The 20906-nt window shown below is 71.7% G+C and carries 14 protein-coding genes and 1 pseudogene; 12 read left to right on the top strand and 3 right to left on the bottom strand.

Annotation, left to right across the window (positions count from 1 at the left end):
• The first annotated feature begins 136 nt into the window (after nucleotides 1-136).
• Nucleotides 137-2410 (top strand): glycine--tRNA ligase subunit beta, encoded by a 2274-nt coding sequence (gene glyS / locus ACX9GQ_RS08230; protein ID WP_459629034.1) that lies wholly within the window; start codon nucleotides 137-139, stop codon nucleotides 2408-2410.
• 258 nt (nucleotides 2411-2668) lie between these two features.
• On the opposite strand, the gene mutY is transcribed toward glyS, so the two are convergent.
• On the bottom strand, nucleotides 2669-3736 hold the full coding sequence (gene mutY / locus ACX9GQ_RS08235) for an A/G-specific adenine glycosylase (RefSeq protein WP_459629035.1): 1068 nt from the start codon (nucleotides 3734-3736) through the stop codon (nucleotides 2669-2671).
• A gap of 62 nt (nucleotides 3737-3798) precedes the next feature.
• On the opposite strand from mutY, the gene ACX9GQ_RS08240 reads away from it, so the two are divergent.
• From ACX9GQ_RS08240 to ACX9GQ_RS08250, 3 genes are all read left to right on the top strand, one after another.
• The gene (locus ACX9GQ_RS08240; RefSeq protein WP_459629036.1) at nucleotides 3799-4293 is read left to right on the top strand and encodes a DUF721 domain-containing protein; all 495 of its coding nucleotides are present in this window, start codon (nucleotides 3799-3801) and stop codon (nucleotides 4291-4293) included.
• Between the two features lie 155 nt (nucleotides 4294-4448).
• Nucleotides 4449-5084 carry a DsbA family protein gene (locus tag ACX9GQ_RS08245; protein WP_459629037.1) on the top strand — a complete coding sequence of 212 codons (636 nt, stop codon included), beginning with the start codon at nucleotides 4449-4451 and terminating at the stop codon, nucleotides 5082-5084.
• Between the two features lie 57 nt (nucleotides 5085-5141).
• Nucleotides 5142-8600 carry a chromosome segregation SMC family protein gene (locus tag ACX9GQ_RS08250; protein ID WP_459629038.1) on the top strand — a complete coding sequence of 1153 codons (3459 nt, stop codon included), beginning with the start codon at nucleotides 5142-5144 and terminating at the stop codon, nucleotides 8598-8600.
• Nucleotides 8601-8659: 59 nt separating this feature from the next.
• Here the strand turns inward: ACX9GQ_RS08250 and ACX9GQ_RS08255 are convergent, their stop codons facing one another.
• The gene (locus ACX9GQ_RS08255) at nucleotides 8660-11812 is read right to left on the bottom strand and encodes a choice-of-anchor D domain-containing protein (RefSeq protein ID WP_459629039.1); all 3153 of its coding nucleotides are present in this window, start codon (nucleotides 11810-11812) and stop codon (nucleotides 8660-8662) included.
• A gap of 460 nt (nucleotides 11813-12272) precedes the next feature.
• On the opposite strand from ACX9GQ_RS08255, the gene ACX9GQ_RS08260 reads away from it, so the two are divergent.
• The 5 genes and pseudogenes from ACX9GQ_RS08260 (at nucleotide 12273) to ACX9GQ_RS08280 (ending at nucleotide 14771) form a co-directional block, all read left to right on the top strand.
• Nucleotides 12273-12482: an AtpZ/AtpI family protein gene (locus tag ACX9GQ_RS08260; protein ID WP_459629040.1), complete on the top strand. Its 210-nt coding sequence runs from the start codon at nucleotides 12273-12275 to the stop codon at nucleotides 12480-12482.
• A gap of 146 nt (nucleotides 12483-12628) precedes the next feature.
• Entirely contained in the window at nucleotides 12629-13378 is a 750-nt protein-coding gene (locus ACX9GQ_RS08265; RefSeq protein ID WP_459629041.1) for a F0F1 ATP synthase subunit A, read from the top strand.
• Between the two features lie 41 nt (nucleotides 13379-13419).
• Nucleotides 13420-13647: a F0F1 ATP synthase subunit C gene (locus tag ACX9GQ_RS08270; RefSeq protein WP_091831801.1), complete on the top strand. Its 228-nt coding sequence runs from the start codon at nucleotides 13420-13422 to the stop codon at nucleotides 13645-13647.
• Nucleotides 13648-13722: 75 nt separating this feature from the next.
• Nucleotides 13723-14280, top strand: a pseudogene (locus ACX9GQ_RS08275) (F0F1 ATP synthase subunit B); the annotation flags it as partial.
• 8 nt (nucleotides 14281-14288) lie between these two features.
• A complete protein-coding gene (locus ACX9GQ_RS08280) occupies nucleotides 14289-14771 on the top strand; it encodes a F0F1 ATP synthase subunit B family protein (RefSeq protein WP_459629042.1) in 483 nt (160 codons plus the stop codon).
• A 286-nt stretch (nucleotides 14772-15057) separates the two neighbouring features.
• On the opposite strand, the gene ACX9GQ_RS08285 is transcribed toward ACX9GQ_RS08280, so the two are convergent.
• Nucleotides 15058-15891 carry a uracil-DNA glycosylase gene (locus tag ACX9GQ_RS08285; protein WP_459629043.1) on the bottom strand — a complete coding sequence of 278 codons (834 nt, stop codon included), beginning with the start codon at nucleotides 15889-15891 and terminating at the stop codon, nucleotides 15058-15060.
• A gap of 174 nt (nucleotides 15892-16065) precedes the next feature.
• On the opposite strand from ACX9GQ_RS08285, the gene ACX9GQ_RS08290 reads away from it, so the two are divergent.
• The 3 genes from ACX9GQ_RS08290 to ACX9GQ_RS08300 all read left to right on the top strand — a co-directional run bounded on the left by ACX9GQ_RS08290 (nucleotide 16066) and on the right by ACX9GQ_RS08300 (nucleotide 20903).
• Nucleotides 16066-17745, top strand: coding sequence for an electron transfer flavoprotein-ubiquinone oxidoreductase (locus tag ACX9GQ_RS08290; protein ID WP_459629044.1), 1680 nt, complete (start codon nucleotides 16066-16068; stop codon nucleotides 17743-17745).
• A gap of 514 nt (nucleotides 17746-18259) precedes the next feature.
• On the top strand, nucleotides 18260-20020 hold the full coding sequence (locus ACX9GQ_RS08295; protein WP_459629045.1) for a tetratricopeptide repeat protein: 1761 nt from the start codon (nucleotides 18260-18262) through the stop codon (nucleotides 20018-20020).
• A gap of 34 nt (nucleotides 20021-20054) precedes the next feature.
• Nucleotides 20055-20903 carry a 4-(cytidine 5'-diphospho)-2-C-methyl-D-erythritol kinase gene (locus ACX9GQ_RS08300; protein WP_459629046.1) on the top strand — a complete coding sequence of 283 codons (849 nt, stop codon included), beginning with the start codon at nucleotides 20055-20057 and terminating at the stop codon, nucleotides 20901-20903.
• Nucleotides 20904-20906: the final 3 nt, after the last annotated feature.

A 20906-nucleotide genomic window follows, 5' to 3' on the forward strand; every position in this document is an offset into this window, starting at 1 on the left:
TCTCTGCGGCCTCCGGGCTCGGTGGCTCATGTCCCGCCCACCCGTCAATCCCGGCCGCCCGCATCTCGACAGCGGCTCCGCACCCTCCTAAAAGCCGGACGTCGCCGGCTTGGCGGCGCTGGCGTCGACGGATCCCATGCCTGACCTTCTCCTGGAACTGTTCTGCGAGGAAATCCCGGCGCGCATGCAGCGGCGGGCGGCCGAGGACCTGAAGACGCTGGTCACCAACGCGCTGGTCGAGCGCGGCTGTCTCTACGAGGGCGCCAAGGCCTATTCCACGCCCCGCCGCCTCGCCTTGCACGTCGCCGGGCTGCCGGCGAGCCGGCCTGACCAGACCGAGGAGCGCAAGGGCCCGCGCGTCGGGGCCCCCGACGCTGCCATCCAGGGCTTCCTGAAGAGCGCCGGCCTCACCGACATCGCTCAGGCCCGCGTGCAGGACGACGGCAAGAAGGGCCAGTTCTACGTCGCCGTGATCGAGAAGAAGGGCGGCCCGACCCAGGACGTGATCGCCGAGATCGTCCCGCAGATCGTGCGCAGCTTCCCCTGGCCGAAGTCCATGCGCTGGGGCGCGGCCTCGGCCCGGTCGGGCTCGCTGCGCTGGGTGCGGCCGCTGCAGTCGATCCTGTGCACCTTCGGCCCCGAGACGGAGACGCCCGAGGTGGTGGCGTTCGACGTCGACGGCATCCGGGCGGGCGACGTCACCGCCGGCCACCGCTTCATGGCGCCGGACCCGATCCGCGTGCGGCGCTTCGAGGACTACGAGGCAGCCCTGCAGCGCGCGAAGGTGGTGCTCGACGCCGACCGCCGCAAGGAAATCATCCTCGCCGACGCGAAGACGCTGGCCTTCGCCCGCGGGCTCGAGCTCGTCGAGGACGAGGGGCTGCTGGAGGAGGTCGCCGGCCTCGTGGAGTGGCCCGTCGTGCTGATGGGGTCCTTCGACGCGGCGTTCCTCGCCATCCCGCCCGAGGTGGTACGCGCCACGATCCGAGCCAACCAGAAGTGCTTCGTGCTGCGCGACCCGGCGACGGGCGGGCTCGCCAACCGCTTCATCCTCGTGGCCAACATCGAGGCGAGCGACGGCGGCGCCAAGATCGTCGCCGGCAACGAGCGTGTCGTGCGCGCGCGCCTCTCCGACGCCCGGCACTTCTGGGAGACGGACCTGCGTCCGCTCGCCGACTACGCCATGGTGGCGGACAAGCCGCTCGACCAGCGGCTCGCCAAGCTCGAGAACCTGAACATCGTCTTCCACGAAAAGCTCGGCACGCAGGGCGAGCGCATCGAGCGCCTCGTCGAGCTGGCGCGCGAGATCGCCCCGATGGTGGGCGCCGACCCGGACCTCGCGGGCCGGGCCGCCCGCCTCGCCAAGGCCGACCTCGTGACCGAGATGGTCGGCGAGTTCCCCGAGGTGCAGGGCCTGATGGGCCGGCGCTACGCGGAGCTGCAGGGCGAGGACCCGGCCGTCGCCGCCGCGATCGAGGAGCACTACAAGCCGCAGGGGCCGGGCGACCGGGTGCCGACGAACCCGGTCAGCGTCGCCGTCGCGCTCGCCGACAAGCTCGACACGCTGGTGGGCTTCTGGGCCATCGACGAGAAGCCGACCGGCTCGAAGGACCCCTACGCGCTGCGCCGCGCGGCGCTGGGCGTGATCCGGATCGTGCTGGAGAACGACATCCGCCTGCCGCTCGGGCAGGTGTTCGCGTCCGTGGTGCGCGCCTGGATGGAACAGAAGGCGCCGGCCGTGCTCGAAGGCCTGCGCACGTGGTCCGGCGGCCGGACCATCGAGGATCTTGCGGCCTTCGCCGGGGCGATGGCCGCCGCCTACCGGGCCGCGAAACTCGGCGACTTCTTCGCCGACCGCCTCAAGGTCCACCTGCGCGAGCAGGGGGCGCGGCATGACCTGATCGACGCGGTCCTGTCGGTCCCGGCGACCCCCTCCCCGGGAGCGGAGAGCGACGCGGGCGGGGCCGAGGGCGCCGACGACCTGCTGATGATCGTGCGCCGGGTGGAGGCGCTGGGCCGGTTCCTGGACACCGAGGACGGAGCCAACCTGCTGGCCGGCTACCGCCGCGCCGCCAACATCCTGCGCGCGGAAGAGAAGAAGGACGGCGCCGGCGCCTTCGACGGCGCGGTCGACGGCGCGCTCCTGCACGCGCAGGGCCTGCCCGAGGAAAAGGTGCTCGCGGAGGTCATGGGCGTCGCCGAGCGCCACGCCCGCGAGCATGTGGCCCGCGAGGACTTCGAGGGCGCGATGCGGGCACTGGCGCAGCTGCGCCCGGCGGTGGACGCGTTCTTCGACAAGGTGACGGTGAACGCCGACGACCCCGCCCTGCGCATGAACCGCCTTCGCATCCTCTCGCAGCTGCGCCGCGCCACCCGCTCGGTGGCGGACTTCTCGCGCATCGGGGGTTAGGCGGGGCGCCTCTCATCCGGCGCGGGTGCGGGCTCGGCCCGCTCCCCCATCCTTCGCAGCACGGCCCGCCCCTCATCCACCCGCTGCGCGGGCACCTTCTCCCCGCGGGCGGGGAGAAGGGACGAGCCCCATCACTCCGGCCATCGTCCCTGCCGTTGCCCGCAACGGTTCCGCGTCCTTCACCCCGCTTGCGGGGCGAAGGTGCCTCCGCGCGAGCGGAGGCGGATGAGGGGCAGCCTCGGTGCGAGGCGGCCCCCTCTACCCCAGCGCGTGGGCGAGGACCTTGCGGAAAACGTTGGGGAAAGCCTCGCCGGGGATCTCGCGCGCCGGCAGCCAGCGGCAGCCGTCCGGCGCCGCGGCGCCTGTCTCGGCGCGGAAGACCACGAGTTCCAGCGGGAAATGGGTGAAGACGTGGCCGACCGAGCCGGGAATCCGCGTCCATGGCACGTCGAGGGGGGCGTGGGCGAGCGCTGTGTCCGCCTCGAAATCGGCGGACCACGGCGTGCCGGGCACTTCCGTCATGCCGCCGAGGAGGCCCTTCGGCGGCCGGGTGCGCACGAGGATGGCGCCGTCCGGGCGCCGCGCGACGAAGGCCGCGCCGCGGCGCAGTCGCCCCTCCGCTTTCTTCAACTTGCGCGGGAAGGTCTCGGCCGTCCCCTCGGCGCGGGCCCGGCAGGGGGCGCGGAAGGGACAGAGGCCGCAGGCGGGGCTGCGCGGGGTGCAGATGGTGGCGCCGAGGTCCATCATCGCCTGCGCGAAGTCGCCCGGGCGCCGGTCCGGCGTCAAAGTGTCGGCGAGTGCGCGGATCACGGGCTTGGAGGCGGGCAGCGGCTCCTCGACGGCGTGCAGCCGGGTGATGACGCGCTCGACGTTGCCGTCCACCACGACCGCCCGCCGGTCGAAGGCGATGGCCGCCACGGCGGCGGCGGTATAGGCGCCGATGCCAGGCAGGTCGCGCAGCGCCGCCTCGTCGGCGGGGAACACGCCGCCGTGCCGGGCCACCACCGCCTGCGCGCAGGCATGGAGGTTGCGCGCGCGAGAGTAGTAGCCGAGGCCGGCCCAGGCCTTCATCACGGCGTCCGTCGGGGCCCCCGCCAGCGCCTCGACGGTGGGGAAGAGCCGCAGGAACCGCTCGAAATAGGGCACGACGGCCCGCACCGTCGTCTGCTGGAGCATGATCTCGGACAGCCAGACGCGGTAGGGATCGGCCGTCTCGCCTGGACGGGCACGCCACGGCAGCGTCCGGGCGTGCCGGTCGTACCAGGCGAGCAGGGCAAGAGGATCGGGAGAGGTCCCGGCTTGTGCGGTGGGGGCGGTCGCGGCCATCATGGCACCCTAGACATGGCGTCGGCGGCGCGTGAAGCGCCCGCCTGTGGAAAAGGCCCCCGGTGAAGCCCCCTGCCCTGCGCCCCCTCGCCGACCTGATCGACTCCGCGCTCGGCCCGGTGATGGCCGCCCACGGCTTCGCCGCCTCCGACGTGGTGGTCGGCTGGCCGGAGATCGTCGGCGAGCGGCTGGCGAAGCACTGCGAGCCGGTGAAGCTGCAGTGGCCGCGCCGGCCGGCCGGCACCCTCGACGACGGCCCCGGCGAACCCGCGACGCTGGTGGTGCGGGTGGAGGGCGCCTTCGCGCTGGAGGTGCAGCACCTCGCCCCGGTGATCGTGGAGCGCGTCAACACCCGCTATGGCTGGCGCTGCGTCGGCCGGCTGGTGCTGAAGCAGGGACCCGTCGGCCGCGACCGCGTGCCGCGGCCCGGTCTTCGGGAGCCCGATCCGGCCAGCGTCGCGGAGGCGCGCGCGATGGTCGGCGAGGTCGAGGACGAGGGACTGCGCGAGGCGCTCGTGCGGCTGGGCGCGGGGATCAAGGCCCGGTCGAAGGGCTGAAGGGCCTCTTCAAGCCGATGTGAACGCGTTTCGCACGGGTTTGCCGCCCGCCCGGCGCGGAAGACTTTCGAACGTCCGCGTCTTGCCACATTGTTCGGGCCGGTGAAGAGTCGTCGGCCGAACGAGATCACGGCCGAATGCCGAGGAGAGTGTCCATGTCCACCCGCCGTTCCGTCATCCTGAGCCTGGCCGGGGCCGGCCTCATGGGCCTCGCCCTCTCCGCCGGACCGGCGGCGGCACAAACGGTCTCCACCTCGGAACTCGCCGTGGCGAGCCCGCTGGGAGACGTCGTCCTCGGCAAGGACGATGCCAAGGTCACGATCTACGAGTACGCGTCGATGACCTGCAGCCACTGCGCCACGTTCCATGCCAAGACGTGGCCGGAGCTGAAGAAGAAGTACATCGACACCGGCAAGGTCCGCTTCGTGCTGCGCGAGTTCCCGCTGGACCCGCTCGCCACCGCCGGCTTCATGCTGGCGCGTTGCGCCGGCAACGAGCGGTACTACCCGATCGTCGACCTGCTGTTCGCGCAGCAGAAGAACTGGGCCTTCGTCGACAAGCCCGTCGATGCGCTGCTCGGACTGGTGAAACAGGCCGGTTTCACACAGGAATCCTTCGAGGCCTGCTTGAAAAACCAGCAGATCTATGACGCCGTGAACGCGACGAGGGATCGGGGCGCCAAGCTCGGCGTGAATTCCACCCCCACCTTCTTCATCAACGGGCAGATCCAGCGCGGGGCGCTCACGATTGAGGAACTGGACAAGATCCTCGGCCCGCTCGTCGGCTCCTGACGCCCGGCGAGTCTCCACCCCGGCCGCGGGCGGCCGGGGCACGGGAGCGTTCGTCCCGTGAAACTGACCCGCCTGCGCATCGCCGGCTTCAAGTCCTTCGTGGAGCCGGCGGAATTCCTCATCGAACCCGGCCTCACCGGCGTCGTCGGGCCGAATGGCTGCGGCAAGTCGAACCTCGTCGAGGCGCTGCGCTGGGTGATGGGCGAGAGCTCGTACAAGAGCCTGCGCGCCTCCGGCATGGAGGACGTCATCTTCGCCGGCTCCGGCAACCGCCCCGCCCGCAACATGGCGGAGGTGGCGCTGCTCATCGACAACCGCGAGCGCAGCGCGCCGGCCGCCTTCAACGACGCCGACCAGCTGGAGGTGACCCGGCGGATCGAGCGCGACGAGGGCTCGACCTACCGGATCAACGGCAAGGAAGTGCGCGCCAAGGACGTGCAGCTCCTGTTCGCCGACGCCGCCACCGGCGCCCGGTCGCACGCCATGGTGCGGCAGGGCCAGATCGGCGAGATCATCGCCGCCAAGCCGCAGGCGCGACGCCGCATCCTCGAGGATGCAGCCGGCATCGCCGGCCTGCATACCCGCCGCCACGAGGCCGAGCTCCGCCTGCAGGCCGCCGAGGACAACCTCGTGCGGCTGGAGGACGTGCTGCAGCAGATCGAGGCGCAGGTCGAGAGCCTGAAGCGGCAGGCCCGGCAGGCAGCGCGGTACAAGTCGCTCGCGGCCGAGATCCGCAAGGCCGACGCGCTGATCCTCTACATCGCCTGGCGCGACGCCAGCGAGGCCGTGCTCGCCGCCGAGAGGACGGCAGAGGAGGACTTGCGGCTCGTCGCCGAGCGCACCCGTGCGCAGGCCGAGGCGGCGACGCGGCAGGCGGTCGCGGCGCACGAGCTGCCGGCGCTGCGCGACGCCGAGGCCGCCGCCGCGGCGGCGCTGCAGCGGCTGGTGATGGCCCGCGAGAGCCTCGACGCCGAGGAGAAGCGGGCCGCCGAGCGTGCCGTGGAACTGGAGCGGCGCGCCGAGGAGCTGGTGCGCGACCTCGCCCGCGAGCGGGCGCTGATCGAGGACGCCGCGGGGGCGCTGCAGCGGCTCGACGCGGAGGCCGAGGGCCTGACGGCCGATTCCGATGGCGCCGAGGAGGCTGCCGCCGAGGCCCGGGAACGGCTCGCCGGCCTCGAGGACGTGTTGTTCGACTCCGAGGCGGCGCTGTCCGCGGCGCAGTCGGCGCTCTCCGACCGCAACGCCCGCCGGGCGGCGGCGGAGCGGACGATCCGGGAAGCCGACGAGCGGATCGCGCGGCTCAACCGCGACATCGCCCGCGTGGCGCAGGACCTCGCCGCCCTCGACGCCTCCGACGGCGGTGCCGTGCGTCTCGCCGAGTTGCGGGCCGAGATGGAGGGCGTCGCCGACTCTGCCCAGGAGGCCGAGTTGAAGGCCGAGGCGGCCCGCGAGGCGCATGCCGCTGCGCGCGAGCGCGAGATGGCGCTGCGCCAGCCGGCGCAGGAGGCCGACCGGCGCGCGCAGCGGCTGGAGACCGAGGTCCGGACGCTCGCCAAGCTGCTGGCGCCGGCGCTCGACCGCCGGTTCACGCCGGTGCTCGACGAACTGACGGTGGCCAAGGGCTACGAGGCGGCGCTGGGTGCAGCACTGGGCGAGGACCTCGACGCGTCGTCGGACCCTTCAGCCCCTGTGCACTGGACCGATACCGGCCCCGGCGACGCCGACTCGCCGCTGCCGGCGGGAGCGGAGCCGTTGTCCGACCGGGTCGACGGTGCCCCGGCCCTGCGGCGCCGTCTGCGGCAGGTGGGCGTGGTGACCCGGGAGCAGGGCCACGCCCTGTGCAACCGCTTGCAGGCCGGCCAGATGCTGGTGTCGCGCGAGGGCGACGTCTGGCGCTGGGACGGCTTTACCGCCGCCGCCGACGCGCCGAGCGCGGCCGCGCGGCGCCTCGCCGAACGCAACCGGCTGGGCGACCTGCAGCGCGAGGCGGCAGAGGCGCGCGCCGCGGCGGAATCGCTGCGCTCGGAGGCGGAGGCGGCGCAGCAGGCGGTTCGGCTCGCTTCGCAGGACGAGGTGCAGGAGTACGAGGCGGCGCAGATGATGCGCCGGGGCCTCGACGCGGTGCGCCAGAGGCTGGCCGAGGCCGAGCGCCGGCAGGGCGAAGTCGCCGCCAGGCGCTCGGCGCTCGTCGAGGCGCAAAGCCGCCTGGAGGCGGAACGGCAGGACGTCGCGGAGCGTCGCGACGGGCTCGCCCAGCAGGTCGCCGGCATGGCCGACGCGGCCGCGCTGGAGGCCGCGCTCGACCGGGCCCGCCAGAAGGCGCAGGCGGACCGGCAGGCCGCCAACGAGGCGCGCGTGGTGGTGCAGAGCCTGCAGCGCGAGGCCGAGATGCGCGGCCGCCGGCTCGCCGCCATCGCGGCGGACAAGGCGGCGTGGGACGAACGCCGGCACCGCTCAATCGGGCAGATCGAGGAGATCGAGCGCCGCCGCACGGAGGTGGAGGAGGAGCGCGAGGCCCTGCGCGAAGCACCCGACACCTTCGCGGCGCGCCGTCGCGGCATCCTGACCCAGATCAGCGAGGCGGAGACCGGGCGCAGGGAGGCGGCCGACCGGCTCGCCGCCGCGGAAGGCGGCCTCGCCGAGGCCGACCGGATCGCCCGCGAGGCGCTGTCGGCGCTGTCGGCGGCGCGCGAGGCCCGCGCGGGCTCCGAGGCGCGGCTGGACGCGTGCCGCACGCGGCTCGGCGAGAGCGTCCGCACCATCCGCGAGCGGCTGGAGGTCGGGCCCGAGGCTCTGCCGCAGATCGCCGGGCTCGCCCCGGGCGCGCCGCTGCCTGACGCCGAGGAGGTGGACCGGCGGGTCGAGGCTCTGCGGCAGGACCGCGAGCGGCTGGGTGCCGTCAACCTGCGCGCCGACGAGGAACTGACGGCCGTCGAGGAGCAGCGCAACGGGCTCGTGGCCGAGCGCGAGGACCTGACGGAGGCGATCAAGCGTCTGCGCGGCGCCATCGGCAACCTCAACCGCGAGGGCCGCGAGCGTCTTCTCGCCGCTTTCAAGGAGGTGCAGGGCCACTTCGAGCGGCTGTTCACCAGCCTCTTCGGCGGCGGCACGGCGCAGCTCGAGCTGATCGAATCGGACGACCCGCTGGAGGCGGGGCTGGAGATCATCGCCCGCCCGCCCGGCAAGAAGCCGCAGGTGATGACGCTGCTGTCGGGCGGCGAGCAGGCGCTCACCGCCATCGCGCTGATCTTCGCCGTGTTCCTGACGAACCCATCTCCGATCTGCGTCCTCGACGAGGTCGACGCGCCGCTCGACGACGCCAACGTCGAGCGCTACTGCGACCTGCTGATCGACATGGCCAAGTCGACGCAGACGCGCTTCGTCGTCATCACCCACAATCCCATCACCATGGCCCGCATGGACCGCCTGTTCGGCGTGACCATGGCCGAGCGCGGCGTCAGCACGCTCGTCTCCGTCGACCTCGATACCGCCGAGCGGTTCCTCGAGGCGTCGTAGGACGGGCCACGCCGCGCCGACACGAGGCGGCGCGACTTGGCATTGTCCCGTTTCCCGGCTCAACGGCTCTTCAGGATCGCCTCCAGCAGACGTCGCTGCGCCCGCATTTCGCGCAGCAGTCTTTCGCAGCAGTCGCCGTCGCCACCCCGGACGGGAGCACCCTGGCCGATGCCGCCGGGGTCGCGCCCGTAGCCGGTGACCGGGCCGTGGACGTACTTGGCGACGGCGACCTCCCGTCGCGCGGGTTCGCCCGCCCGCGTCTGCCCCACGGCCCGGAAGGTGAAGACGTAGGACCCCGCCTCCAGCGTGTGGCGGAAGGGGAGCGCATGCTCCCCGTCCGACGCTGCGCCGTCGTCGTGGGTGCCGTCGTCCTTCAGCGAAAGGGTCCAGCGCTGCCCGGACGGAGAAACCGCCTCGACGTCGACCGCCCCGCCGACAACCGGAAGGCCCGCCTCGCTCAGGACCCCCGTGAGCAGGATGGGCTCGCCCACCGCCACCGGCCCCGGCGTCACGAAGGCCTGCAATCGGAAGTTTGATCCGACCGCGATCGCGTAACCGTAGTTTACAGGCCTCTTGCTCTCCCGGCACTTCAGGCCGCGGAAATCGTCCGGCAGCTTCGCCTCCTTGTCGCGCTCCTTGCGCGATGGGCGCGGCAGGCCGAGGCAAAGGCTGCCGTCGTGCCAGACGACGAGCTTCCACTCGCCTGCGTAGCGTTCGGGTTCGCCCACCGGCGTGCCGATCTCGAGGAATCGGCCGGCATCCGTCCAGCCCGGCCGCATCTCGTAGCCCGGCGGCAACCGGTTCGGGTCGATGATCTCCCCGGCGGGCGTCTCGAGGTGGAACGGCAGGCGGATGCCGCCGTCGATGTCGTAGACGACGATGCTCAGCGAAACGTCGCCGGCCAGCACGCGGAAGAGGATCTCGTGTCGATCGCCCGCCGCGATGGTGGCGCGCGGATCGATGATCGTCGCGCGGTCCACGAGGTCCATGAAGACCTGCGTGAACGCCTTCATGAGCTGGAAGCGCACGTCCGCGCCCAGCGTGTCGACGACCGCCAGCCGCCCCCCCGTGCTGCTCGCCAGCGCGTCGAGCTGGGCGATGCTGACGTCCTGCCCGGTCCCGAGCCCGACGGCGTAGACCTTGACGCCCGGCGGCATGGCGAAGCCCTGCGTGGTCACCGTCGCTCCGGAGTTGTCGGGATCCCGGTAGGTGCCGGGGATGATGGAGAAGTACTGCCCGCCCGGGCTCCTGTAGGCCGTGTTCTCGATGCCGTCGGTGAGAGCGACGACGGCGCGGACGAGGTCGCCGGGGGGAGCCGAGGGGCGCGGCACGGCGAACTGCTCCGACCCGACCATGACGCCCGCGGCCAGGGCCGTCGCCGTCTGCGTGGCGAGGTTGGCGGTGCTGATGCTCGCGACCATGCCGGGCTGGCTCATCGCGGTGACCTCGGTCATGGGGACGAAGGTGTCCGCCTGCACGGAGAACCGGGTGGCCGCGGCGCGATGGCCCCGGTCTGGCGGCAGGAGCTGGAACAGCAGCCGACCGGCATCGACGGCGGCATCGAGCTTGCGCGGCCCGTTGGGGACCGGCTGGTTCATGCTGTCGGAGCGATCCAGCACCGCGACGAGATCGACCACGTTGCCCGCGATGATCTCGGCCGTGAGCGGGTAGGCGAACGACGGCTGGACCCCGGCCACGGGGTCGTTGTGGCCGTCGATGACGAGTTGCGCGGCGCAGGAGCGCGGCGGGGCGCCGTCGGCGAAGAAGACCACCGCCACCTCCTCGACGGCATCGCCCGTGGCGCCGGGCCCGCAGCTGCGAGTGGGCGCGACCTCGTAGGCGCGCGTGGCGGCGGGGGAGACGATGCTGCCGTCCGCCGGCACCAGCCCGAACAGGGCGGCGTCCGGTCCCTCGATCCGGGCCGAGAACGTCAGCGTCGCGTTGCCCGTGTTGCGGACCCGGGCGAAGCGCACCATGCGATAGCCCTGGCGGACCTGTCCGAAGGTGGGGAAGGAGGGCGGCGCGTCGATGCGCGGGCGCGCCACGCAGCCCTCGCCGCTGAGCGGCACGGTGCGGATGCCGGCGGCCCCCGCATCGACCGTCACCATGGCGCTGGCCGCCCCTTCGGCCGACGGCGCGAAGCTGACCGGAAGGTCGCGGGACTGGCCGCACGTCAGCACCTGCGGCGGAGCGTCCGGCCACGTGAACGGGCCACCCGTGCTGGCCGCAACGGACACGGTGAGCGGCATCTGCCCCGTGTTGGTGATGCGCAGCGTGCGCGGGCCGACCGTCGTTCCGACCGGGACGTAGCCGAACGATCCGCCACCCACCATCGCAGCCGAGCACCCGGCCTGCGGGACTTCGCCGCTGCCCGAGCACGACAGGCGGTCGTCGCCCACGGCCGGGGAGCGGGTGACGGCGAGGTGCCGCGAGGCCGGCCCCGTCGCCGTCGGCTCGAAGGCCACGGTGACGGTCATCGATTCGCCAGGCCGGATTCCTTCACCCGGGGGCCGGCTCCTCGCCACCACCCGGAAGGGCGGCGCGTCGGCGATGGCCCCGACGTCAAGGCAGTCGTTGCCGATGTTCGAGAGGGTGAAGGTGCGCTGCGGGGCGGGGACCGCGCAGCCGCCCACCGGCACGCCACCGAAGGACCGGCTCGAGGGCGTGATCCGCAGCCGACCCGCCGGAAGGGCCCCGGAAGCGGGTTCCGTTCCGCCCACCATGATGACGAGCGCGGTGTCCGTCGCCTTGCCGACCAGCTCGCTCGCCACGGAGATCGCGCCGCCGAACGGCACGAGGGTCTGTCCCGTGTCGCTGCGGTGGATGCCGATGCCGCTCAGCCCTCCCGTCGTCGGGACCGCGGAGAGGAACACGGCGCCGTTGCCCGCGCTGGGCTGGAGCCTCGGCAGGCCCGTGCCGGTGATCGCCGAGAAGATCTGCCGGTAGGCCGGCGGCGACACGGTGAAGTCGATGATTCCGAGAGCATGGTCGGACCCGTTGCTTTCCACGACCGCGAGGTGGTTCGCCGCCCCGAAGAAGCGATGCCGAACGGTGCCGGCGGAGGGAAAGAAGGCAGTCCCGTTGACGGTGTAGCCGGCGCCGGGCGTGACGGTGATGCTGCGTCCGCCGGCGCTTCCGTTCCCGGTCGACCAGAAGCCTTGCTGAGTCGTCTCGAAGAGGCCCGGCAGAATGCCGAGAGGAGAACAAGCCATGATGAAAAAACCTCGGTGAAAGCAATGACGGGAAGTGTTCCGGGCCAGGCGGAACCTGTCAACGGAGGGCCCGCTCCCGCAGGACGGTTGACCGGCTGAGCCGTCCGCCGGCGCCAACGGCGGGAGAGCTCCCATGTCCATTGGTCGAAGGCGGGAAAAACACCAATTTCTCAAGGAGATAAGCGGTCTTTCCCCGTCCTTGACACCGTTTCGACCGGAAACTATGGTGCGCGCGACTTTCAGGGGGCGTCAGGGACGGCGTCCCGGGCTCATGCAACGCGCGGCTCCGACGATGGCGGCAGACGACGGGCATCAAGAGCACGGGACCGGATCCGGATCCTCCAGGGACGTCGAGCTCTCCGGTCGGCTCCAGCGCCTGGAACAGCGGCTCGCGCAAGCGAAGGCCGAGGATCCGAGGCGAAGCGCAGCCAGCCAGACCACCAGCACCGGGCCCTCGGCGATGGGCAAGGCCTTCCGTCTCTCGACGGAGTTCATGGCCGGGATCATCGCGGGTGCGCTCATGGGCTACGGGCTCGACAGCGTCGCAGGGACGCGGCCCTGGGGGATGATTGTCTTCCTGATGCTGGGCTTCGGCGCCGGCGTCTGGAACGTGATGAGGGCGTCCGGCTTCGTGAAGCCGCCCTCTCCTCCTCCGGGCGGCGGCTCCTGAGACCGGCGCAGGCATCATCCCGCCGGGTGGATACCGGCCGGCGGACCAGGATGATGCCCGCACAAGACGTGGTGCCGCCCCGGCGGCGTTGAAGCGGAGACCGGCTCGCCGGGCGCCGCGACAGAGAAGAGAGAGCCCGACCGGCCATGGCCGATCCGATTCATCAGTTCGAGCTGAAGACCCTTGGCGGCCCTCTGTTCCACATCGGGCATACCGAGATCGTCTTCACCAACTCGGCGTTGTACATGCTCGGCGCGGTCGCGCTGATCACGGTCGTCATGCTGATGGCCACGTCGAGCCGCTCGATGGTGCCGACGCGGCTCCAGTCGATGGTCGAGGTCCTCTACGAGTTCGTGGCGGACACGGTGCGAAGTTCGGCCGGCTCGGACGGCATGAAGTTCTTCCCGCTCGTCTTCTCGCTGTTCATCTTCATTCTCGTGCTGAACCTCGCGGGCATGCTGCCCTACGGGTTCACGGTGACGAGCCACATCATCATCACCGCGGCGCTCGCGGGCGTGGTGATCCTGACCGTCATCATCTACGGCCTCATGGCGCACGGGACCCACTTCTTCGGCCTGTTCGTGCCGTCGGGCGTGCACCCGGCGATGCTCGCGATCCTGGTGCCGATCGAGGTGATCTCCTTCATCTCCCGCCCGATCAGCCTCAGCGTCCGTCTGTTTGCGAACATGCTGGCGGGCCACATCGCGCTGAAGATCTTCGCAGGCTTCATCGCGACGCTGCTCGGCGCCGGCGCCTGGGGCCTCCTCGCCCCGCTGCCGCTGGCGCTCACGGTGGCGCTCACCGCCCTGGAAGTCCTGGTTGCCGTGCTGCAGGCCTACGTCTTCGCCACGCTGACCTCGATCTACCTGCACGACGCCCTTCATCCCGGTCACTGAGACCGGCTCCTTCCCCACGATCCGACCTCAAGGAGAGTTCCATGGATCCCGTTGCTGCGAAGTACATCGGCGCTGGTCTGGCCTGCCTCGGCATGGCGGGCGCCGGCATCGGCCTCGGCAACCTGTTCGGCCAGTTCCTCTCGGGCGCCCTGCGCAACCCGTCGGCCGCCGACGGCCAGCGCGGCACCCTGCTCCTCGGCTTCGCGCTGACGGAAGCGCTCGGCATCTTCTCGCTGCTGATCGCGCTGCTGCTCCTCTTCGCCGTCTGATCGGCGACTACGGTCGGATCCGACGCGGGCGGGAGCGGCTGACGCCTCCCCGCCCGCACGGACCGTTCCACGCATCGAGGTAAGGTCATGGCGCAGACGACGCACGCAACCACTCAGGCGCCGGCTCCCGGCGGGCATGGGGGCGGCTTTCCGCCGTTCGACAGCCACACCTTCGGCTCGCAGCTGCTGTGGCTGGCCATTGCCTTCGGGGCCCTCTACGTCCTGATGGCGAAGGTCGCGCTGCCGCGCGTCGCCGCCATTCTCGAGGAGCGCGGCCGCCGCGTCTCCGACGACCTCGACGAGGCCGCCAAGCTGAAGGCCCAGACGGACGACGCAATCGCGGCGTACGAGAAGGCCCTCGCCGACGCCAAGGCCCGCGCCCAGTCCATCGCCGGCGAGACGCGCGACAAGCTGGCCGCCGAGACGGATGCCAAGCGCAAGGCGCTGGAGGCCGATCTCAACGCCAAGCTCGCCGCGGCCGAGCAGCAGATCGTCGACGGCAAGGCCAAGGCCATGCAGAACGTCCGCGGCATCGCGGTCGATGCCGCCTCGGCCATCGTCCAGCGCCTCGCCGGGTCCGCGCCTGCGGCCGGCGACGTCGAGGCCGCCGTCACCAAGACCCTGTCGCGCTGAGGTCCGCCATGTTCGAAGCCGAATTCTGGGTCGCCGTCGCCTTCTTCATCTTCGTCGGCATCGTCATCAAGATGGGCGGCGTGAAGGCCCTCACCTCGGGACTCGACGGCCGCGCCGAGAAGATCCGCGCCGAGCTGGAGGATGCCAAGCAGCTGCGCCTCGAGGCTCAGCGCGTGCTCGCGGACTACCAGAAGAAGCGCCAGCAGGCCGAGGCCGAGGCCGAGGAGATCGTCCGCACCGCCCGCGCCGAGGCCGAGCGCCTCGCGCAGGAGACGCAGGCGAAGCTCGCCGACTTCGTCACCCGCCGCACCAAGATGGCCGAGCAGAAGATCGCCCAGGCCGAGGCGCAGGCCGCCGCCGAGGTGCGCGCCGCTGCTGCTGATGCCGCGGTTGCTGCCTCCGAAGCCTTGCTTCGGGCCCGTGTCGCCGGCGGCGACGCGGACAAGATGATCGCCCAGGGCCTCGCCGACGTGAAGGCGCGGCTGAACTGAGGTCTTGGCCTGAACTGCCTGACCCAGACACCCGAAAGAGCCGCCTCCGGGCGGCTTTTTTGTTTGCCGTCGCGTCGCGGCTCACTCCTCCCTTCTCCCCACGCCGTGGGGAGAAGCTGCCCCGCAGGGGCGGATGAGGCGCCTCGCTGCGCTCTCTTCCACTGCCGCCCCTCATCCGCCTCCGCTGTGCTCCGACATCTTCTCCCCGTGGACGGGGAGAAGGGCATGGCACCGCCGGGGCTTGTTCCGCTTGCCGCTCAGGAGAACGAGACGCCTTCGGGCGTCGTCAACCCGGCGTCCGGTTGCCCTCCTCCAGCGCCGCCCTGATCGCCTTGAAGTCGCGCCAGGCGAGGCGCTTCTGCAGGGGCTGGCGGAGCAGGTAGGCGGGGTGGAGGGTGGCGATGGCGCGGATGCTGCGGGTGCCCGTGTCGTAGGTCGTCCAGCGGCCCCGGGCCTTCAGGATGCCATCCTTCACGCCGAGAAGCGCCTGCGCCGAGGGGCCGCCGAGGCAGACGAGGATGTCGGGGTCGGCGAGCTGCACCTGACGCTCGATGAAGGGCTGGCAGACCGCCGCTTCCTGGGGGGTCGGCGTGCGGTTGCCGGGCGGCCGCCACGGGATCACGTTGGCGATGTAGACGCTGCCGCGGTCGAGGCCGATGGCGGCCAGCATGCGGTCCAGCAGCTGTCCCGAGCGGCCGACGAAGGGCAGGCCCGAGCGGTCCTCCTCCGCACCCGGCGCCTCGCCGACCAGCATCACCCGGCCCGCCGGGTTGCCGTCGGCGAAGACGAGCGACTTCGCCGTCTTGCGCAGCGCGCAACCCTCGAACGTGTCCAGCAGGCCGCGCAACTCCTCCAGCGTCTTCGCCGAGCGCGCGAGCAGACGGGCGGACTGCGCGGCGTCCGACGGTGCAGGCGGCGCGGCGGAGGCAACCGTGGCGGCGGCCTGCCCGCGGGACGCCGGCGGCGCGGGCTGGGGTGCCGATGCACCGCGCCCCTCCGGCGCGGCGGGGTTCGCCACCATCCGGTCGTGCGGGCTTTCGTCGATCGCCACGTCGACGCCCATGTCGGCGTACCAGCGCAGCAGCTGCGCGGCCGCATGATGGAGGTCGGGCTGGGTCATGCCGTCATTCTAGGGCACCGGGGCATGCGGGAGGAAGGGGCCGCGCATCGGCCGAAGGCACGAGGCGGCGCGGCATCTCCCCGCTTGCGGGCGCCATGGGCCTCGTCCATAGGTGGGGCCAACCGCAAGACCCGGCGGAGACGCCGGCGGACGGGCAGCAGGAGCAGGGTTGCGATGGATCTGGCCGAAGCGCAGAGCATGCCGCGCGAGGGCATGGACTACGACGTGGTCATCGTGGGGGCGGGGCCAGCCGGGCTCGCGGCGGCGATCCGGCTGAAGCAGGTCGCGCCCGATACGTCCGTCGTCGTCGTCGAGAAGGGCTCCGAGGTCGGGGCCCACATCCTTTCCGGCGCCGTCATCGACCCCGTCGGCCTCGACAGGCTCCTGCCCGACTGGCGCGAGGACCCTGATGCGCCGCTGCGCACGCCCGTGACCGACGACCGGTTCTACGTGCTCGGCCCAGCCGGGGCGCTGCGCCTGCCCAATGCGCTGATGCCGCGGCTGATGAACAACCACGGCAACTACATCGCCTCGCTCGGCAACGTGGCGCGCTGGCTGGGCCAGCGGGCCGAGGCGCTGGGCGTGGAGATCTACCCCGGCTTCGCCGCCGCCGAAGTGCTCTACGACGACAACGGCGCCGTGGTCGGCGTCGCGACCGGGGACATGGGCATCTCGAAGTCCGGCGAGGTGAAGGAGAGCTTCACCCGGGGCATGGAGCTCCGGGGCAAGTACGTGCTCTTCGCCGAGGGTGCGCGGGGCTCGCTCTCCAAGCAGCTCATCGCCCGCTACAAGCTGTCGGATGGGCGCGATCCGCAGAAATTCGGGATCGGGCTCAAGGAGCTGTGGCAGGTCGCCCCCGAGAAGCACCAGCCGGGCCTCGTGCAGCACAGCTTCGGCTGGCCGCTCGGCAACGGCACGGGCGGCGGGTCGTTCCTCTACCACCTCGAGGACAACCTCGTGGCGGTGGGCTTCGTCGTCCACCTCAACTACGACAACCCCACCCTCTCCCCGTTCGACGAGTTCCAGCGCTTCAAGACGCACCCGCTCGTGCGCGACACGTTCGAGGGCGGCAAGCGCATCAGCTACGGCGCCCGCGCCATCACCGAGGGGGGCTGGCAGTCGGTGCCGCGGCTTTCCTTCCCGGGCGGGGCTCTGGTGGGCTGCGCCGCCGGCTTCGTCAACGTGCCGCGCATCAAGGGCAGCCACAACGCGATCCTGTCCGGCATGCTGGCGGCCGAGCACGTCGCGGCGGCGCTGGCGGAGGGCCGCGCCAACGACGAGCTTTCGAGCTACGAGGAGGCCTGGCGGTCGAGCGCCATCGGCCAGGACCTCTACAAGGTGCGCAACGCCAAGCCGCTGTGGTCGCGGTTCGGGACGGCCGTCGGCGTGGCGCTGGGCGGGCTCGACATGTGGACCAACGAGCTCTTCGGGTTCTCGCTGTTCGGCACCATGAAGCACGGCAAGCCCGACCACGCGACCCTGAAGCCGATCGACCAGGTCAAGCCGATCGTCTACCCCAAGCCGGACGGCGTGGTGTCCTTCGACAAGCTGTCGTCCGTGTTCCTGTCGGCGACCAACCACGAGGAGGACCAGCCGGCGCACCTGAAGCTGGCCGACCCGTCGGTACCGGTGGCGAAGAACCTCCCGTTGTACGGCGAGCCGGCCCGGCTCTACTGCCCGGCGGGGGTATACGAGGTCGTCTACGCGGACGCCGAGGCGCGCAAGGACCCGCGCTTCGTGATCAACGCCCAGAACTGCGTGCACTGCAAGACGTGCGACATCAAGGACCCGGCGCAGAACATCACCTGGGTGACGCCGGAGGGCGGCGGCGGGCCGAACTACCCCAACATGTGAGAGCGGCGACGAGGCGCAGCGGCGCCCGAAACGAAAAAAGCCCGGCCTTCGCCGGGCTTCTTCATGCCTCTCGCCGAGGATCAGCCCTTGCGGACGATCGGGGCGGGCGACGGAGCCGGCTTGGTGGCGCAGGCGGCCACGAAGCTCATCATCAGGACGACGGCGACGGCCTTGGCAACGGTCTTGGTCATTCGGGCCTCCTCGGGCGCGACGGTGGATACCGGCGCCATGATGCGGCCCGATCCGTAAACAACACGCAAAAGTCGCGTTATCGTTCGGTAAATCCCGCCGCCGGGCTCACGCTTCCGAAGCAGCCCGCCCGGACGGGCGCGGCGGAGCCCGACGCGGGGTCTCGTCGTCGGATCGTGACGACCTGCCGCGACGGCGCGTGCGGTCGATGCTTGCCGCGCCACCCCAAAAACGCCATGTTGCGAGGGCGATTCAGGGTGCCATGGGCCATGCGGGCCCGTCTCCGGCCGGACGGCCGACTCGCACACAGGGAAAGCGGGACGTCGTGATCTTCGCCTCACTCGCCGCCCGGCGCCGGGCCAGCCTTGCCGCCGCCGCTCTCCTCGTGAGCCTCGGGCTGCCGGCGTTCGCCAACCAGCCGGCGCAGCCCGCCTATTCGGACACCATCGACGCCGGCTCGTCGCTGGCCGGCAACTACCTCTCGGCGTGGGTGGCCGGCACCGCCCGTGACACGAGTGCCGCCGCCTTCTTCTACCGCGAGGCGCTGCGGGACGACCCGCGCAGCGCGGAGCTCACCGAGCGGGCCTTCATCGCCCTGCTCGTCGAGGGCTCCTATGCGGAAGCGGGCCGCCTGGGCGAGAAGGTGCTCGCCCGCGATCCCAACAACGGCGTCGCGCAGCTCGCCCTCGCCGTGCGCGACCTCAAGGGCAAGCAGTGGTCGAAGGCGCGCCAGCGCCTGTCGAAGGGCGGCAAGAACCGGTCCGACGACATCACCGCGACGCTGCTGACCGCGTGGTCCTACGCCGGTTCCGGCAACGGCAAGCGGGCGCTCGAGATCGTCGACGGCATGAAGGGCGGCGACGCCATCGCCGTGTTCCGCGACTACCATGCGGGCCTCATCGCCGACCTCACCGGCAACCAGGCCGAGGCGGAGAAGCGCCTCAAGGCCGCCTACCAGGCCGAGAGCAAGACGCTGCGCATGGTCGACGTCTATGGCCGCTTCCTCGCCCGCCGGGGCAAGACGGACGAGGCGAAGCAGGTCTACCGCGATTTCGACAAGTTGCTGCCGCGCCACCCGATCACGGTCGATGCGCTGGCGAGGCTGGAGGCCGGGACGCCGCTCGACAGCGCCGTGCCGACGGTTTCGGCCGGGGCTGCCGAAGTGCTCTACGGGCTCGGCGCAGCCGGCAACCGCCAGGGCGACGAGATCGCCGCCATGCTCTACCTGCGGTTGGCGCTTTGGCTCGACACCACGAATCCGCTGACGACGATCACGCTGGCCGACATCTACGACCGGCTGAAGCAGACCGAGCGCGCCAACGACACCTACGACCTCGTGGCGGCCGACTCGCCGCTGCGGCGCAGCGCCGACGTGCAGATCGCGCTCAACCTCGAGCAGCTCGAACGCCGGCCTGAGGCCGTGGAGCAGCTCCAGAAGGTGCTCGCGAAGTCCCCGAAGGACATCGAGGCGCTCAGTGCGCTCGGCAACATCTACCGCTCGCGGAAGGACTTCGCGAAGGCGGCGGATGTCTACACGCAGGCCATCGACGCCGTCGGCCCGATCGACAACAGCCACTGGAGCCTCTTCTACTTCCGCGGCATCGCTTACGAGCGCACCAAGCAGTGGCCGAAGGCCGAGGCGGATTTCCGCAAGGCGCTGGAGCTGTTCCCCGACCAGCCGCTGGTGCTGAACTACCTCGGCTACTCGTGGGTCGACCAGCACATGAACCTCGACGAGGCCTTCAAGATGCTGAAGCGTGCCGTCGAGCAGCGGCCGACGGACGGCTACATCGTCGACAGCCTCGGCTGGGCCTATTATCGCCTCGGACGCTACGACGAGGCCGTGCGGCTCCTCGAGAAGGCCGTGGAACTGAAGCCGGCCGACCCGGTGATCAACGACCACCTCGGCGATGCCTACTGGCGCGTCGGCCGCAAGCTGGAAGCCACCTTCCAGTGGAACCACGCGCGCGACCTGAAGCCGGAGCCCGAGGACCTGCCGAAGATCCTCAAGAAGCTCGAATCCGGCCTCGAGGACGACCCCAAGCCCGCGGCGGCCGAGATCGAGAAGAAGGCGAACGGCGGCTGAGCCGGACGGCGGCGCGAGCCCCGGGTCCGCCTCCATGCTGCGCGACCGCGCCCCGGCGAAGGTCAACCTGACGCTTCACGTACTCGGGCGCCGCAACGACGGGTTCCACGACCTCCTGAGCCTCGTGGCCTTCGCCGGTGTCGGCGACGGCCTCGTCCTCGAGGCCGGACGGTCCCTGGCTGTGAAGGTCGAGGGGCCCACGGCCGCGCAGGCGGGGCCCGACGACGACAACCTCGTCTTGCGGGCCGCCCATCACCTCGCTGCGCTCGTCCCCGGCCTCGTTGCCGGCCGTTTTCGATTGACGAAGCGGCTGCCCGTCGCGGCGGGCCTTGGCGGCGGTTCCTCCGACGCGGCGGCGGCCTTGCGGCTCCTCGCCCGCGCCAACGGCCTTCCGCCTGACGACCCGCGGCTGGCGGAGGCGGCCCGGCGCACCGGCTCGGACGTGCCCGTCTGCCTCGCGCCGCGGGCGCGGGTGATGGCAGGGACGGGCCACGAGGTCGGTCCGCCTGTCCCGCTCGATCCGCTGTTCGCGCTGCTGGTCAACCCGCGGGTCGCGGTGCCGACGCCCGCGGTGTTCAGGGGACTGGCCCTCGCGCCCGGTCAGGCCGGCCCGTCGGCGGGCTTCACGGCGCCGTCGGACCCGACGGCCTGGGCGAACGAAGGACGCAACGACCTCGAACCGCCCGCCATCGCGACGGCGCCGGCCGTTGCCGACGTCCTGCTGGCGCTGCGCGGCCTCCCGGGCTGCCGGCTCGCGCGGATGTCGGGCTCGGGAGCAACGTGTTTCGCGCTGTTCCCGGACTGCCATGCCGCAGCCCGCGCGGCACGCGCGCTCCGCGCCCTCCATCCGGACTGGTGGATCAGCCCGACGGTCCTGCGGTAGGGG

This window comes from Alsobacter sp. R-9 (assembly GCF_054612375.1).